Genomic DNA, 14,701 nt, shown 5'->3' with positions numbered 1-14,701 from the left:
GCGACGAGCAGACACCGATCACCGTCACCCTCCGTGAGCGATGGAGGTGCGGTCCGCACGCGGCTGCGCCAGTGGATGCGATCGGTCCTCGACGGGCTCGGACTGCGGGACCGTTCGCCGGCGATCGTCAACCCGCCCGTCCCGGGGAACCGCCGGCCGCGCGGGCTCGACGAGACCGGTGCCGGCCGGCGCGCCCTGGACCGGCGCGCGGTCGAGGCCCTGGCCGCCGAGCGGCAGGCGAGCGAGCGGCTGGCCGGCTCCGCTCAGCGCAGTGCCGGCTCGTCCGCTCAGCGCAGTGGCGGCTCGTCCGCTCAGCGCAGTGCCGGCTCTTCCGCTCAGCGCAGTGCCGGCTCGGAGGGCTGGGACCGGGCCGACCGCGGGACGGTCCGGCCGCTGTGGGCGCCGTCGGGCCGCCGGGCCTCCGCCGCCGCGCACGACGTGCCCAACGCCTCGCCACCGGCGTGGCGCGACGGCCATCCGGAACGGCTGGGCGGGCCTGACCTGCAGCCGCGGCCCGCTCCGGCACCCTGGCCGGCCGGCGGCACCACCCAGCCCTCGTTCCGCCCGGAGGTGGGTGGGCGCCGGCGACGCATCTCGGGCACCCGCCAGTCCCAGCCCGACCTGCGCGTCATCAACGGCGAGGGCACGGACCCGTCCGGCCGCCGGGCCCGCCTCCGCTCGGTCAAGAAGCCTTAGGCCCGGTTGCGCAGCTCGGGCAGGATGCGCTCGCTGTAGAGGCGCAGGAAGCGCTCCTGGTCGGGGCCGGGCGCGTGGAAGACCAGGTGCTTGAAGCCCATGTCGAGATACTCGGCGACCCGGCCGACGTGCTCGTCGGGGTCGGACGAGCAGATCCAGCGCGAAGCGGTGCGCTCGACCGGCAGGGCGTCGGACAGACGCTGCATCTCGATCGGGTCCTCGACCCCGGTCTTCTCGTCGGGCGAGAGCGCCAGCGCACCCCAGTGCTGCGTGTCGTTGCGGGCCCGCTCGTCGTCCTCGTCAAAGCTGACCTTGACCTCGATCAGGAGGTCGAGGTCGTCGATCTTGCGGCCGGCCTTCTCGGCGCCCTCGCGCACGGCCGGCAGCAGTGTGTCGGTGTAGAGCGCGTGGCCCTTGCCGCTGGTGGTGATGAAGCCGTCGGCGATGCGGCCGGCGAGCCGGGTGGCCGCGGGACCGGAGGCGCCGATGTAGATCGGCACCGGGGTCCCGGGCTTGTCGTAGATGGTGGCGTTCTCGGTCTTGTAGAACTGCCCCTCATAGGTCACGCGATCCTCGGTCCAGAGCTTCTGGATCAGCGAGACCGCCTCCTTGAGGCGCGCGAACCGCTCCTTGCCGTCCGGCCACTGCAGGCCGAGCGGCACCTCGTTGAGCGACTCGCCCGAGCCGACACCGAGGATCGCCCGGCCGGGCGCGAGGCAGCCGAGAGTGGCGAACGCCTGCGCGACCACGGCCGGGTGGTAGCGGAAGGTCGGGGTGAGCACGCTGGTGCCGATCAGCACCCGCTCGGTCCGGGCGGCCAGCGCACCCAGCCACGGCAGCGCGGCCGGGGCGTGCCCGCCGTCGTGCCGCCACGGCTGGAGGTGGTCGCTCACGAAGACCGAGTCGAAACCCAGCTCCTCGGCCAGCACGCCGTAATTCAGCAGTTCCACCGGCGGGAACTGCTCCGCCGAAGCCTTGTACCCGAACCGAATCATGAACCGACTTTAGCCCGCGGCCCGGTATGCCTTCCCGGCCTCGGTGGGGCTGTCGCCGTCCTTGTAGAGGCCGAAGTCGACGCTGTCCCCCACGGCGGGCAGACCGAACCAGGCGTACCGCTCGACGTACGACCGCTTCTGCATGCCCTTGGTGGTGCCGTTGATGAAGGTCACCAGCTGAGCCTGCGTCGGGTACTTGGGTGAGCCGCCGAAGTTCATCAGGCCGTACTCGGTGACCCAGATGGGCTTGCCGTAGCGCTTGTGCACGGCGTCGACATAACCGAGGAACTGGTCGGCCGCGGCGCCGGAGAAGTCGGAGCCGTACCAGTGCAGGGTGATGAAGTCGACGCGGTAGCCCTTCTGCCCGGCGCCGGTCATGAACCGGTCGAGCCAGCCACCCTTGGTGTCACCACCGAAGGCGACGGCCGGACTGCCCAGCCGCCGGCCGGTCGCCTCGAGCTTGGGCCAGGCGTCGAGGGCGGCCTCGACGGTCATGTCGGCCTGGCCCGCCATGTCGGGCTCGTTGAAGCCGAGGATGACGTCGCCCTCCTTCTTGGCCTCGGCCAGGGTGGCGTCGGTGACGTTCTTCTGACCCCAGATCATCGGCACGTACTCGACGTCGGCCGGGCCGGGCATGCTCCGGTTGTTCGAGGACCAGTTGTAATACCAGCCGGCACTGACGTCGTCGAGCGCCTCCTGCGCCGCGGCGAACTCCCAGACGCCGACGCCCTTCTTCTTGCTCGCCTTGGCGGTGATCACCACGGGGGCCTTGGTGGTCGGCTTGGGCTTGGGCTTCTGCGTCGTGGGGATGGGAGTGGGCTTCTTCGACGGGCTCGGGCGGGCGCTGGTGGGAGTTACTCGGGGCGGCGCGACCACGGCCGCGGTGGTGACCGGCGGCGGGTCGGCCTGCTGGGTGACGACCACGGCGGCCGCCCCGCCGGCGACCGCGGTGGTGGAGAGCGCGGCGGTCAGCACCTTGCGCGAGAGACTGAAGCCGACCTTGGCCGCGACGTGCTTCGCGGTGATCGTGGTGCCGGCCTTGGCGGCTCCCAGATTCACCGCTCCCAGATGGGCCAGGGCGCCCTTGCCGAGCAGGCCGGCCGGAAGCGGGATCAAGGCCATGCCGGCCAGGAGGCGCTCGGCCGCGACCAGGCCGTTCCACGAGGGTGCGCAATGCCGGCACTCGCGGGTGTGGCGCGCGATGCGCTTGCGCCAGAGCGGGCTGGGCCGTCCGTCCCACTCGACGGTGATCGTCTGCAGCTCGGGGCAGGGCGGGCTGGCGGTGATCGCCCGCACCACGACCCGGGCCGTCTCGAGCTGGCCCTTCATGCGCTGGATGCGGACGGCCGCGTGCTGACGGGTGACCTCGGTCGCCTCGACGATCTCGTCGCGGGTGAGCTCGCCCGAGGCCTCCAGCCACCACAGCGAGAGCAGCTCGCGATTGTCCTCGTCGAGCCAGCGGGTCGCCTCGGCGGTCTCGCGGCGCTGGCCGCTCAGCTCGAGACGGGTGATCGCCAGGTCGGTGAAGTCGGCGCCGGGGTCCCGGACGTCCTCGTGCAGCAGCGCCTCGGGGGCGCCGCGCCGGGCCCGGAAGCGCTCCCGCACCTGCCGGACGGTGATCGCCACCAGCCACGACCGGAACGCCTCGGGCTCGCGCAGATCGCCCAGGTTGCGCAGAACCCGCAGCATCACGTCCTGCACCACGTCGTCGACGTCGGCGTGACCCTCCAGCGCCCGCCCCACGATCGTGTACACCAGTGGCAGATAACCGGCTACCAGCTGGTCGATCGCCACCGGGTCGCCGGCGCGCGCGGCGATCACGACCGCCATGTCGGGTTGCTCCGCCATTGTCCAACCTTTCCTGGGCGTTCCCGGGCCTGGCCTTGATCAGCCACGGGAAGGGAGACGCCCGAGCCGCCCCTGGATAACACGTTTTTCGAGCAGGATCGGATGAGGTGGTGCGCTGGGCGCCACGATTAAGGCTCAGCCGGAGGGGGCACCACAAGACCATGCGTATGACAGTCCGGCTGGATCTGCCCCGTGAAGCGGACAGCGTGCCCACCGTCCGCCGGCTGCTGCGCTCGACCCTGGCCGTCCTGCGGATCGACAACGAGGCCCAGGACGATCTCGAGATCGCGATCACCGAGGCCTGCTCGAACGTCGTGCGGCACGCCGGTGGCACCGAGATGTTCGAAGTCTGCCTGGACGTGGCCGAGAACCACTGCTCGATCGACGTGCGCGACAACGGCACGGGATTCGACGTCGACCAGGTCGGCTCGGCCGGGCCCGAGAGCGAGAGCGGTCGCGGCCTGGCGCTGATCAAAGCCCTGGGCGAGAACGTCCGCATGCACTCCGTGCCGAAGCACGGCAGCTTGATCCACTTCGAGAAGTCTTTCGCGTAGACCTCGTGGCAGGGGCCGGAGGGCAAGCACATATCATGCTTGCTCCCCGGCAACTATTGCCTGAGCGCCGCCGAGGAAGGGAGATCGAGTGTCCGTTCGTCCGGCATCCGTCGGCTCGTTCCTGCGCGCCGCACCGCCCGACCGCCTTCCCGAGGCAGTGGCCGAGCACCTGCGCACCGGCTTCCCGATCGACGTGGTGGAACTGCTGCTCAGCGATCTGACCATGAGCGCCCTGTGGCCGGTCATCGTCCCCGAGGCGCCGGCCGGCGGCCCGCTGGAGCAGCGGTGCTTCGGCAGCCAGCAACCGGTGACCGACGGCTCGAACCGGGTCCTGCTGCCGCTCACCACCTGGGGCGACCGGCTGGGCGTGCTGCGGGTCCAGTTCACCGGCCCGCCGGCCCGGGACGTGATCGCCGAGCTCGTCACCGTGGCCGACGAGCTGGCCCTCGCCCTGCGCGCCGCCGACAAGGACACCGACCGCTACCGCCAGGTCGTTCGCCGGCAGCGCCTGACCATGAGCGCCGAGCTGCAGTGGGAGCTGCTGCCGGGCCGCTCGCTGGGCGGCGAGCGGTTCCAGCTGGCCGGTCAGCTCGAGCCCGCGTACGCGATGTACGGCGACCACTACGACTGGGCGCTCACCGACGACCGGCTCACGCTGACCGTGCTGAACGGGCACGGCGACGGCATCGAGGCCGCCCTGCTGACCACCATCGCGGTCAACGCCATGCGCAACGCCCGCCGCTCCGGCGCCGGCATCGTCGAGCAGGCCGAGCTGGCGTCCGACGCGATCTACGCACGGCACGGCGGCGACACCCACGTGGCCACCCTGCTGCTCGAGATCGACCTCACCGGCGGCACGGTCGAAGCGGTGGACGCCGGTTCGCCGCGGGCGCTGATCGCCCGCGAGGGTGACATCCGCCCGGTCCACCTGGAACAACAGTTACCGCTCGGCATGTTCGGCGACAGCCGGTACGAGACCCAGAAGTTCCAGCTCGAGCCGGGCGACCGCCTGCTCGTGGTGAGCGACGGCGTGCACGCGGCGACACCCGCCGGGCGTTCCCCCTACGGTGACGCGGGCCTGCTGAGCGCGCTGCGCCGGACGCGCCTCCAGCCACCCACCGAGGCGGTGGGTACGGTGATCCGGGGGCTGCGCGAATACCACGGCAGCGCCGAACAGCAAGATGACGCAGTCATCGTCTGCCTCGATTGGCTCCGCCGGACGGCATGATTCCCGCCACGGACGGGTAGGGGCAGTGCGCAGCCGGGCACGTCCGACGAACGAGGTAAAGCCGCCATGGATCGGGTCACCGACGTCGCCGTCGCCGTCGAGTCGACAGTCGACGCGCTGGTGGCTGTGCTCGGAGCAGCCGATCAGGCGCAGAGTCCGAGCGTCCCGCCGGCCCAGCTGCGCGTGCTGACCATCGTCGCCGACAACCGGCACACCAACATGAGCCGCCTCGCCGAGGCGCTCGAAGTGGTGCCGTCGTCGGCCAGCCGGCTGTGCGACCGGCTCGAGGCCACCGGGCTGCTGCGCCGGGTGCCCGACCCGCGCGACCGGCGCGAGGTGCGGCTGCTGCTCACTCCCTCGGCCCGCAAGCTGCTCGACCAGCTGCGCGACCGGCGGCGCCAGGCCCTCGGCGACGTGCTCGAGCGCATGACCCCGGCCGATCGGCAGGAGCTGGTGCACGCGTTGCGCTCGTTCGCCGACGCGGCCGGCCGCACCGGCGAGAGCGAAGCTTTGCGTACGGCCTGAGCCCACCGCCGAGGCGGGTCGCACGGTATCGCCGGATCGCTTTCGCGGGCACGCCCATTCGACCGGGCCTGCTCACGCGGCACTCATCGTGGATCGACGGCTTTGCGCGGGGCACGGTTTTGATCGGTGCTCACTTTGCGCGTAGCCACCTTGCGCGTAGCCGTCTTGCGCGTAGGCGTCTTGCGCGTAGCCACCTTGCGCGCGGAATCGATGGTCCGCGCTCCGCTTTTCCTGGCGGGCCCGCGAAATTGCACGCGGCGGCGGGTCAGTGGCCGTTCGCTGCCCGGTAAGCCTGCGTCACGCTCTGTGGAATGCGGCCGCGCTCGGAAATCTGATGCCCGTTGGCCATGGCCCACTCACGGATCTGGCGATTTTCGTCGCGGGATCCGGCCGTCCGGGCCGGAGCACCCGCACGGCGGGGCGAGACCCGGCCCGCCGCCCGGCCGAGCCGGGTGCCCGCGTTGATGTAAGGGTCCAGGGCCTTACGCAGCTTCCCCGCATTGGCCTCGGAAAGGTCGATCGTGTAGTTAATGCCGTCCAGACTGAACTCGACCGAGCGATCGGCCTTCTTTCCGTCCAGATCGTCGATCAGAGTGGTGATTACCTGGCGCGCCATGACGACTCCCGAGTCCATCCGACCAACGCGCCCAGTGTTGCTCGTGACCGGGTTCGGGCGCAACTGTCTCAGGCATATTCGCCATTCTTTTCGCGCGGGGGCCCGGCCGGTATACAAATGGCGGACGACATTCACCGGAATCACCACGGAAAGCCTGGGCCGGCCCGGCGCCCCAGGTCGGCGCCCCGGGCCGGCGTCGGCTTGGCCGCGCGGCGAGCCATCACCTAGGGTCGCTGGCATGGACCGCGCAGCCGACTGGGAGGAACAGCGCCGGCAGGCCATCGCCGGCCACGCCGCCGCGCTGGAGGCCGGCCGGGCCGCCGAGGCCCGTGAGGCCGGTGCCCTGCTCGACGACTTCGTGGCCCGCGCCGCCGAGCGCGGTCTGACACCCCACACGCTGCAGGCTCGAACCTTCGACGGCCGCGGCACGTATCGAACTCATGTGCGTGGCTGGTATCTGAAATCCAACCGTTCGGTCGCCGTGGGCGAGGACGGGAAGTACTACGTGCTGACCGTGCCGGCATCGCTGCGGGCGCGCTTCGCCGGCGCCGACCTGAGCCCGAGCACCCCCCGCCTGATCGTCGGCGCGGGCGGCGGCGACGGCGAGACCGTCCCCTTGAAGCAGTTGCTCGACAAGCGACTCGACGCCGGGATCTCCTGGCCTTGATCCGTCCCGTCCTGGCCGCCCTGAGCGCCGCCACCCTCACCCTGCCCTCCCAGCTCCCCGCCCCGGCCCACGCCGCCCCCGCGAACAGGCCGGCCGCCGCCGCTCACGCCGCCCCCGCTGTCGCCGCCGCGTCCGGCACCGCGACCCGGGGCATCGCGGGTGCTGTCGCCGCCCGGCCCGGCACCGCGACCCGTGGCATCGCGGCCGCTGTCGCCGCCCAGCCCGGCATCGCCGCCCGTGCCGGCACCGGTAAGAAGGCCGACATTCCCTGCCCCAAGCCGAAGGTCGCGCCGCCACCCAACCGGCCGCCCACGCCCGTGCCGCCACCGGACGACCCGGTCGGCAGCGCGATCGGCGGCGACGCGCTCGCCACCCACGGGCTGGTCATCCCGGCCGGGGTCAAGCAGCCGCCGGCGGTCACCGCGACCACCTGGATGGTCGCCGACCTCGACACCGGCGAGGTGCTGGGCGGGTGCGGGCCACACGTCTTCCGCACCCCGGCCAGCGTGCAGAAGACCCTGCTGGCCGCCACCGTGATCGACAAGCTCGATCCGAAACAGCAGATGACCGTGGTCCCCGGTGACCTGAACATCGAGCCCGGCAGCTCGGCCGTCGGCCTGCTCGTCGGCGGCAAGTACCCGATCTCCACGCTGTGGCTGGGCCTGATGCTCAACTCGGGCAACGACGCCGCCAACGCCCTGGCCCGGCTGGCCGGCGGCGGCGGGCCGGACGGCGTGGCCAAGACGGTCGCCGCGATGAATGCCACGGCCCGGCGCATCGGGGCGTACCAGACGCACGCCGTCACCCCGTCGGGCCTGGACGGCAAGGGCCAGTTCACCAGCGCGTACGACCTGGCGCTGATCGCCCGGGTCGCCTTCGCCAACGCCGACTTCCGTCGCTATGTGCTCACCGAGAGGGCACAGATGCCCGCCCAGCCCCGGTTGAAGAAGGGCGGCTTCCAGTTCCAGAACGAGAACAAGCTGATCTTCAACTACCCGGGCGCACTCGGCGGCAAGACCGGCTTCACCACCGTGGCCCGGCACAGCTACGTCGGCGCCGCGCAACGCAACGGCCGCCGCCTGGTGGTGACGCTGCTCGGCGCCGAGGCCCGCCCCCTGCGCGGCTGGCAACAGGGCGCCGCCCTCCTCGACTGGGGTTTCTCCCTGCCCCGCGACGAGTCAGTCGGCAAGCTCGTCTCCCCCGAAGACGTGGCCGCCAGCCCTTCCCCCACCCCGAAACCCACCGACCCCGCCCCCCAGGCAGCCACCACGACAAAGCGCGACGATCCCCCACAGGCCCTCTCGCTCGCCGCCGCCGGCTCAGTGGCACTCGTCCTGGCCGCCACCCCCCTGCTCCTGCTCATCCTCCAACGCCGCCGCCGTCGCCCAGGCCGCCGCTGAGACGGTCAAGCCGCCGTGAGTGCCGGTCAGGGGAGCAGCCAGCCTGACCAGAGCAGGCCGAAGACCCAGAGGACGGCCACGGCCAGGGCCGCGGTGAACTCGATCAGCATGGCCATGCCGGCCGCGTGCAGGGCCTGCTTGGTCGAGGGCCAGGCCTGACCGGGGCCCAGCCGCATGCGTTCGACCAGGTAGATACCGAGGACGAAGCCCAGCGGCAGGCCCAGCACCGGAATCACGAAGAAGCCGATCACACCGAGCAGCCCGCCGGCCAGCAGGGCGGAATTCGGGACTCCGGCGCTCTTTAGCCGGCGGCCCGGAACCAGATATTTGATCAGCGCACCCAGCAACGCCACGGCGGTGGCCACGCCGAAGGTCAGCCAGCGCACCGCGCCGCTACCCTCCCCCAGCGCCGCCCACAGCAGCACCCCGGCCCAGCTCAGCAGCAGGCCAGGCACAACCGGCACCACGACACCGACCACACCGACGGCGATCGCCAAGCCGGCAATCAAGTTGATCACCCACGCGCTGTCGGTCAGACCCATGCGCTCAAGGTGCCAGGCCGACGCAACGGCGAAAAGAGCCACCCCCGAAGTCTCAACCAACCCACAGCCAACCCGATCCTGAAGCCACCCCCCAACCAGCAACCACCCCCACCAACCCGGCAGTCGATTTGCCACAGCCAGTGGTCTGTCGAGCCACAAACCGGCGATCGCCGCGAAGCCATGTCACAGCGATCGCCGCCAGTGATCTGGCAGTCGGTTTGCCAACGGCTACGTGGTCTGTCGAGCCACAACCGGCGATCGCCGCGAGCGAAGCGAAGCCATGCCACAGCGATCGCCGACGGTGATCTGGCAGTCGGTTTGCCAACGGCTACGTGGTCTGTCGAGCCAGAACCGGCGATCGCCGCCGGTGAGTTGGCAGTCGGTTTGTCGACGGCCGCGGGGTTTGCGGACGGCGGCAAATCGCCTGCCAACTCATCGGGTCCCAGGCGATCGCCCGCGGAGCGAAGCGACGCCATGAAATCAGCAACCGTCGCGCACCCTGTTGTCACTTCAACGGGACCCACCCGCTGACGAACCTCCCTGTGTACGCCGGAGAGCCCAGCCACTCGGGCCGCCGACAACGGGGGGAACCACACATGACCAGCACCGCGACGACCGCTGCCGACTTCACTGCCGACACCGCCGCCACGACGGTGCTGTCCGCCGCCGAGCAGGAGCAGATCATCCGCACCCACATGCCGCTCGTCGGTCACCTGGTGCGCGACATGCTCAGCCGCATCCCCAACCACATCCACCGGGACGACCTGACCAGCGCCGGCCTGCACGCCCTGGTCACCGCGGCCCGCGGCTGGGACCCGGACCGCGGCATCCCGTTCCACCGGTTCGCCAGCACCCGTATCCGCGGCGCCATCCTCGACGAGCTGCGCGCTCTCGACTGGGCGACCCGTTCGGTGCGCACCAAGGCCCGCGCCACCGACACCACCCGTCAGGCGCTGACCACCACGCTGGGCCGCACGCCCACCCCCGACGAGCTGGCCCAGGCCCTCGGCACCACGACCGGCGAGCTCAAGCAGACCGACACCGACGTGCAGCGCGCCACCGTGCTCTCGCTGCAGGGCTTCACCACGAGCAGCGCCGACGACCTGGTGACCGAGAAGACCCCGGGCCCGGAGGACATGCTGATCCGCCGGGAGCAGATCGGTTACCTGCACCACGCGATCGGCTCGCTGCCCGAGCGGCTGCAGGTCGTCATCACCGAGTACTTCCTGCACGAGCGTCCGATGGCCGACATCGCCGCCGACCTGGGAGTCACCGAGTCACGGGTGTCGCAGCTGCGCGCCGAGGCGTTGTCGCTGCTCAAGGACGGCCTGAACACGCACCTGAACCCGGACATGGCCCCGGTGCCGGACAACCCGGAGAGCATCGTCGCGCGCCGCCGGGCCAGCTACTACAACAGCATCGCCGAGACCACGACGATGCACAGCCGGCTGGCCATGACCAACGCGCACGGCCACACCGCGTACAGCCGCGGCGTGCCCGTCCCGGCCGCGTAAGCAGAAACCACCCGCAGGGGGCTCGGCGCAAGCCGAGCCCCCTTTTCTCATGCGAGCGCGCTGAGCACCTTCGGCAGCTCGGCCGTGTGCAGCACACCCAACCGGCGCGTGGCCCGGGTGACCGCCACGTAGAGATCGGACAGCCCGCGCGGGCTCTCGGCGATGATCTCGTCGGGTTCGACCACGATCACGGCGTCGAACTCGAGGCCCTTGGCCTGCCGCACGGTCATCAGCACCACCTGGTTGAGCAGGTCGGGCTGCTCCCCCACGGCCGCGCCGGGAACCGCATCGACCAGCGCGCTGCCCAGTGCGGCCTCGCGCGCCTCGGGGACGATCACGGCGACGCGCCCGTTCCCGGCTTCGGCCGCTTCCAGCCGTACGGCGGCAATCACCTCCGACGGCAGCGCGACCGACGGGACACGGAGCGCCCACGGCTCGACGCCGGCCGTGCGCACCGACCGTGGCGGCTCCAGCGCCGGGTCGACCGCGGCCAGCACGTCGGCCGCCACCGCCATCACCTCGGCCGGCGTGCGGTAGTTGACGGTCAGCTCGACCAGGTTCCAGCGCTGGGCCACGAACGGTTCGAAGACCTGCTCCCAGGTCGTGGTGCCGGCCAGTTCCGAGGTCTGGGCGACGTCGCCGACCACGGTCATCGACCGGCTCGGGCAGCGCCGCATGAGCAGGCGCCAGGCCATCGGCGAGAGCTCCTGGGCCTCGTCGACGATCACATGACCGAAGGCCCAGGTACGGTCGGCGGCCGCGCGCTCGGCGGCGGTGCGGGTGTCGAGCACCTCGTGCCGCTCGACGAACGCACTGGCGTCCACGACGTCGATGGCCGAGAGGATCTCCTCCTCCTGGTCCTCGAAGTCGAGCGAGCGGGAGCCTTCGACGATCTCGAGCACACCCTCGGCGTACTCGATGGCCTCCCGCCTCTCCTGCGCCACCTGCCGGGCCTTGAGGGTGTCGTCGACACCCAGCAGTTCGGCCAGCTCGTCGAGCAGGGGCACGTCAGCCGGGGTCCAGCGGGCGTCGTGCTCGCGCAGCAGCAGCGCGCGCTCGGCCTCGGTGAGCTCGCGCCCGGCCGATTCGAGCCGGTCGGGGTCGCTGAGCAGCTCGCGGAGCACCCGGCGCGGGGTCAGCACCGGCCAGAAGTCGAACAGCACGCGCTGCACGTCGATGTCCTCGCGCAGCTCGCGACGGGTCTCGGCGAGGTCGGCCGCGGAGAGCAGGTTGTCGCCGCCCAGCGGGTCGGCGCCGATCCGCTCGGCGATCTGCAGGGACAGCGCGTGGATCGCCTCGGTGACAAAGATCGATCGGGCCACGTTGTGCGGGCGGCCGGGCCGGCGGGCGGCGGCCCGGGCGTCCTCGAGGACGGCCCGCTCGATGCGCAGCGGGTAGCCGTCGTGGTCGACCTCCACGTAGTCGGCGGGCACGGTCTGCCAGTCGGCGACGGCGCGCTCCAGCACGTCCAACATGACCGTACGGCCCTTGAGCGCGGCCGCCGCGGCCGGTTCGACAGCCCGGGCCCGGACGCCGGGGAACATGTCGCCGAGGGTGGCCAGCAGGACTCCGGTCTCGGCGAGCGACGGCAGCACCTGCGAGATGTAGCGGAGGAACGTCGGGTTCGGCCCGAGGATCAGGACGCCCTGCTTGGTGAGCTGACCGCGGTAGGTGTAGAGCAGGTAGGCCGCCCGGTGCAGCGCGACAGCGGTCTTGCCGGTGCCCGGGCCGCCCTGCACCACCATGACGCCGTTGAGCCCGGCCCGGATCACCTCGTCCTGCTCGGCCTGGATGGTCTCGACGATGTCGCGCATCCGGCCGGTGCGGCTGGCGGTCAGCGCCGAGAGCAGTGCCGCCTCACCGGTCACGTCCTCGCGGCCACCGGCCCCGGCCTCGAGGTCGAGCACCTCGTCGTCGATGGCGGTCACCGTGCGGCCCTTGGTGCGCAGGTGGCGGCGCCGGGTCACCCCGTCGGGCGACACCGCGGTGGCCAGATAGAACGGTCGCGCGGCGGGGGCCCGCCAGTCGACGAGAAGCGGATCACGGTCGTGTTCCTCGGCCGACAGTCCGAGACGCCCGATGTAGCGCGGCTGGTCGGCGGCGAAATCGAGCCGCCCGAAACAGAGACCGTTCTCGACCGCATTCATCTGTGCCAGTTGTTCGGCGTAATGACTGCGGGTCGCCTCACGTTGTGCGCGTCCCTGCGGGGTGCCGCCGCCCTCCAGCAGAATCGCCCGGAGACGGTCGTCGGCCTGCGTCCGCAGGCTGTCCAGCCGCTTGTAGAGGGTGGTGAGGTACGCCTGTTCGGCACGGAGGTCGTCGTCTCGCGTCACCGCGGCGGAGCTTGACAAAGCCACTCCCCTTTGTGTTAAAATTCGGGCCCTACAGATTAAGGCTTAAGACGACAATTCCTGTCGTCTTTTTTTGTTGCATGGAAACGCTTAGATTAGCGCATCGACTCCCGTGCTCCCACCCGTGAGACCCAGGTTACGGCTCGCCGGTGAAGTGTCGTCAATCGGTCAACTTTTCCGGCGAGCCGTTACGCACGACGGCCGATCCCCATTAACCCGGTCATGACCCACAACCACCCGATCCGACGCCTCGGCGCGCTGACCCTCATCGCTGCCGCCACCCTCGCTTTCTCCGCGGCCTGCACCGGGGACGACGAGGCCCCGGCCGACGGCGCCGCCCAGGCGGCCGCGGGCGGCCCCCAGCCCAAGAACATCGAAGCCGCCAAGTCGGCCGCGCAGACCGTCTTCGATCGCTTCGCCGGGGGCGACTTCGCCGGCGCCTGGGACATGTACACGGCCGCCGGCAAGCAGGCGATCACCAAGGACGACTACGTCAAGCTCAACCAGGCCTGCTCCCGCAAGGGCCTGGCGATCCAGCTCACCAGCGCCCGCATGGAGGGCACCGACCGGGCTGTCGTCATCGCCAAGCAGCTGGTGGCCGCCCAGTCGTACACGATGGTGTACGAGACCGACGCCTGGAAGCTCGAGCCGGCCAAGGAGGGCCTGGCCCTCTACAAGCAGGGCGCGGCCAAGGCCATCGCGGCTCAGAAGAAGGCCGGCACCTGCGCCAACCAGTGATCCGTATCTCCCCTTGAACAAGCCGGTGCCCGCCGCGAACCGCGGCGGGCACCGTTCTTCGAGGCAGACGTTCAGGCGGCCACGGTCAGTCCGTCCGGGCTGGTCCAGGCCAGCCGCGACTGCAACGTGCCACGGTCGGCGATCTGGTCGTAGTACGCGGCCCGGCGGCGGGCGACGCAGCCCTGCTTGACCGCGTTCTGGGCGGCCAGCGCCGGGTCGAGGTGCGTGTTCAGGCCGTCGCGCAGCAACGTCAGGGCCTCGGCCCGCAACTGTGACACTCGCGACTCGGTGACTCCCAACTCCTCGGCGATGCGGGCCATCGGCCGTTCCTCGAAGAAGTAGCCCCGCACCACAGCGCGCAGCCGCTCGGGCAGCGCGTCGATCGCGTCCCGCAGATAGCCGACCCGTTCCCGCCGGATCAGCATCTCCTCCGGGCCGGCGCTGGGCTCGGTCACCATGTCGTCGGCGCCGGCCGTGGCGAAGCCCTGCAGGCTGAACACCACGGCCCGCTGGACGTCGTCGTCGGCGTGCTCGATGTCCTCGACCGAGCAGCCGAGCCGGTCGGCCACCTCGCGGACGGTGGGCATGCGGCCCAGCTCGGCGATCAGGTCCTGGCGGGCGGTGTCGGTGCGGCGGGCCCGCTGCCGCACCGAGCGGCTGGCCCAGTCGAGGCCGCGCAGCTCGTCGAGCAGCGCACCACGCACCCGGGCCGCGGCGAAGCGGGCGAACGGCACGCCGCGGTCGTCGTCGTAGCCGCGGGCCGCGTGCACCAGCGCGGCGTAACCGGCGGAGAGCAGGTCGTCCCGGTTGACGTGGGCCGGGACCCGCGCCAGCATCTCGCGGACCAGATGGCCGACCAGCGGCATGTGGGCTTGGACGACGTCCTCGCGACGCCTTTCCTCAGCAACGCTCATGTGGGGGGTCTCCTCATGTGCCGGCCGGAGGGGGGATCCCGGCGCTGAGAAGAAAGGTGATCTCGATAAAGTGCGAAATGGGTCCTTTGGGGGTGCAGAACGGTTGCTTCACA

At 71.1% G+C, this 14,701-nt stretch carries 14 protein-coding genes; 8 read left to right on the top strand and 6 right to left on the bottom strand.

The window, feature by feature from the left end; translation table 11 throughout:
• The first annotated feature begins 33 nt into the window (after window positions 1–33).
• Complete coding sequence (locus tag NAG42_RS25070; RefSeq protein WP_250033429.1) at window positions 34–696, top strand: hypothetical protein; 663 nt, start codon at window positions 34–36, stop codon at window positions 694–696.
• Here the strand turns inward: NAG42_RS25070 and fgd are convergent.
• Both fgd and NAG42_RS25060 read right to left on the bottom strand, forming a co-directional pair.
• Window positions 693–1,691: a glucose-6-phosphate dehydrogenase (coenzyme-F420) gene (gene fgd / locus NAG42_RS25065; RefSeq protein WP_250033428.1), complete on the bottom strand. Its 999-nt coding sequence runs from the start codon at window positions 1,689–1,691 to the stop codon at window positions 693–695. The genes NAG42_RS25070 and fgd overlap by 4 nt on opposite strands.
• Window positions 1,692–1,700: 9 nt before the next feature.
• Window positions 1,701–3,539: a sigma-70 family RNA polymerase sigma factor gene (locus NAG42_RS25060; protein ID WP_250033427.1), complete on the bottom strand. Its 1,839-nt coding sequence runs from the start codon at window positions 3,537–3,539 to the stop codon at window positions 1,701–1,703.
• A 161-nt stretch (window positions 3,540–3,700) separates the two neighbouring features.
• Between NAG42_RS25060 and NAG42_RS25055 the strand changes: the two genes are divergently transcribed.
• From NAG42_RS25055 to NAG42_RS25045, 3 genes are all read left to right on the top strand, one after another.
• Window positions 3,701–4,093 carry an ATP-binding protein gene (locus NAG42_RS25055; RefSeq protein WP_250033426.1) on the top strand — a complete coding sequence of 131 codons (393 nt, stop codon included), beginning with the start codon at window positions 3,701–3,703 and terminating at the stop codon, window positions 4,091–4,093.
• An 88-nt stretch (window positions 4,094–4,181) separates the two neighbouring features.
• Entirely contained in the window at window positions 4,182–5,321 is a 1,140-nt protein-coding gene (locus NAG42_RS25050) for a PP2C family protein-serine/threonine phosphatase (RefSeq protein ID WP_250033425.1), read from the top strand.
• Between the two features lie 66 nt (window positions 5,322–5,387).
• Window positions 5,388–5,846, top strand: a complete 459-nt coding sequence (locus NAG42_RS25045) for a MarR family winged helix-turn-helix transcriptional regulator (RefSeq protein ID WP_250033424.1) — start codon at window positions 5,388–5,390, stop codon at window positions 5,844–5,846.
• 265 nt (window positions 5,847–6,111) lie between these two features.
• Here NAG42_RS25045 and NAG42_RS25040 read toward each other — a convergent pair whose 3' ends face one another.
• Complete coding sequence (locus NAG42_RS25040; protein WP_250033423.1) at window positions 6,112–6,462, bottom strand: histone-like nucleoid-structuring protein Lsr2; 351 nt, start codon at window positions 6,460–6,462, stop codon at window positions 6,112–6,114.
• A 238-nt stretch (window positions 6,463–6,700) separates the two neighbouring features.
• Here NAG42_RS25040 and NAG42_RS25035 point away from each other — a divergent pair, with 238 nt between their 5' ends.
• Window positions 6,701–7,129 (top strand): hypothetical protein, encoded by a 429-nt coding sequence (locus NAG42_RS25035; RefSeq protein WP_250033422.1) that lies wholly within the window; start codon window positions 6,701–6,703, stop codon window positions 7,127–7,129.
• Window positions 7,130–7,326: 197 nt separating this feature from the next.
• Window positions 7,327–8,529: a D-alanyl-D-alanine carboxypeptidase family protein gene (locus NAG42_RS25030; protein ID WP_250033496.1), complete on the top strand. Its 1,203-nt coding sequence runs from the start codon at window positions 7,327–7,329 to the stop codon at window positions 8,527–8,529.
• Window positions 8,530–8,555: 26 nt separating this feature from the next.
• Here the strand turns inward: NAG42_RS25030 and NAG42_RS25025 are convergent, their stop codons facing one another.
• Entirely contained in the window at window positions 8,556–9,071 is a 516-nt protein-coding gene (locus NAG42_RS25025; RefSeq protein WP_250033421.1) for a DUF456 domain-containing protein, read from the bottom strand.
• 596 nt (window positions 9,072–9,667) lie between these two features.
• On the opposite strand from NAG42_RS25025, the gene NAG42_RS25020 reads away from it, so the two are divergent.
• Window positions 9,668–10,585, top strand: coding sequence for a sigma-70 family RNA polymerase sigma factor (locus tag NAG42_RS25020; RefSeq protein WP_250033420.1), 918 nt, complete (start codon window positions 9,668–9,670; stop codon window positions 10,583–10,585).
• 47 nt (window positions 10,586–10,632) lie between these two features.
• Here the strand turns inward: NAG42_RS25020 and NAG42_RS25015 are convergent, their stop codons facing one another.
• Window positions 10,633–12,918: a HelD family protein gene (locus tag NAG42_RS25015; protein WP_250033419.1), complete on the bottom strand. Its 2,286-nt coding sequence runs from the start codon at window positions 12,916–12,918 to the stop codon at window positions 10,633–10,635.
• A gap of 240 nt (window positions 12,919–13,158) precedes the next feature.
• Between NAG42_RS25015 and NAG42_RS25010 the strand changes: the two genes are divergently transcribed.
• Window positions 13,159–13,674, top strand: a complete 516-nt coding sequence (locus tag NAG42_RS25010; protein ID WP_250033418.1) for a hypothetical protein — start codon at window positions 13,159–13,161, stop codon at window positions 13,672–13,674.
• Between the two features lie 71 nt (window positions 13,675–13,745).
• Here NAG42_RS25010 and NAG42_RS25005 read toward each other — a convergent pair whose 3' ends face one another.
• The gene (locus NAG42_RS25005) at window positions 13,746–14,588 is read right to left on the bottom strand and encodes a sigma-70 family RNA polymerase sigma factor (RefSeq protein ID WP_250033417.1); all 843 of its coding nucleotides are present in this window, start codon (window positions 14,586–14,588) and stop codon (window positions 13,746–13,748) included.
• Between the last annotated feature and the right edge of the window lie 113 nt (window positions 14,589–14,701).

The sequence above is a fragment of the Paractinoplanes maris genome (genome assembly GCF_023544465.1).
Classification (GTDB): Bacteria; Actinomycetota; Actinomycetes; order Mycobacteriales; family Micromonosporaceae; genus Actinoplanes; species Actinoplanes maris.
This window is presented reverse-complemented; position numbering and strand designations above follow the sequence as displayed.

What these genes read in the sequence shown, in the direction of transcription:
- fgd (WP_250033428.1), bottom strand. Translation starts at nt 1,691, where the DNA reads ATGATTCGGTTCGGGTACAAGGCTTCGGCGGAGCAGTTCCCGCCGGTG.
- NAG42_RS25060 (WP_250033427.1), bottom strand. Translation starts at nt 3,539, where the DNA reads ATGGCGGAGCAACCCGACATGGCGGTCGTGATCGCCGCGCGCGCCGGC.
- NAG42_RS25055 (WP_250033426.1), top strand. Translation starts at nt 3,701, where the DNA reads ATGCGTATGACAGTCCGGCTGGATCTGCCCCGTGAAGCGGACAGCGTG.
- NAG42_RS25045 (WP_250033424.1), top strand. Translation starts at nt 5,388, where the DNA reads ATGGATCGGGTCACCGACGTCGCCGTCGCCGTCGAGTCGACAGTCGAC.
- NAG42_RS25040 (WP_250033423.1), bottom strand. Translation starts at nt 6,462, where the DNA reads ATGGCGCGCCAGGTAATCACCACTCTGATCGACGATCTGGACGGAAAG.
- NAG42_RS25035 (WP_250033422.1), top strand. Translation starts at nt 6,701, where the DNA reads ATGGACCGCGCAGCCGACTGGGAGGAACAGCGCCGGCAGGCCATCGCC.
- NAG42_RS25025 (WP_250033421.1), bottom strand. Translation starts at nt 9,071, where the DNA reads ATGGGTCTGACCGACAGCGCGTGGGTGATCAACTTGATTGCCGGCTTG.
- NAG42_RS25020 (WP_250033420.1), top strand. Translation starts at nt 9,668, where the DNA reads ATGACCAGCACCGCGACGACCGCTGCCGACTTCACTGCCGACACCGCC.
- NAG42_RS25010 (WP_250033418.1), top strand. Translation starts at nt 13,159, where the DNA reads ATGACCCACAACCACCCGATCCGACGCCTCGGCGCGCTGACCCTCATC.
- NAG42_RS25005 (WP_250033417.1), bottom strand. Translation starts at nt 14,588, where the DNA reads ATGAGCGTTGCTGAGGAAAGGCGTCGCGAGGACGTCGTCCAAGCCCAC.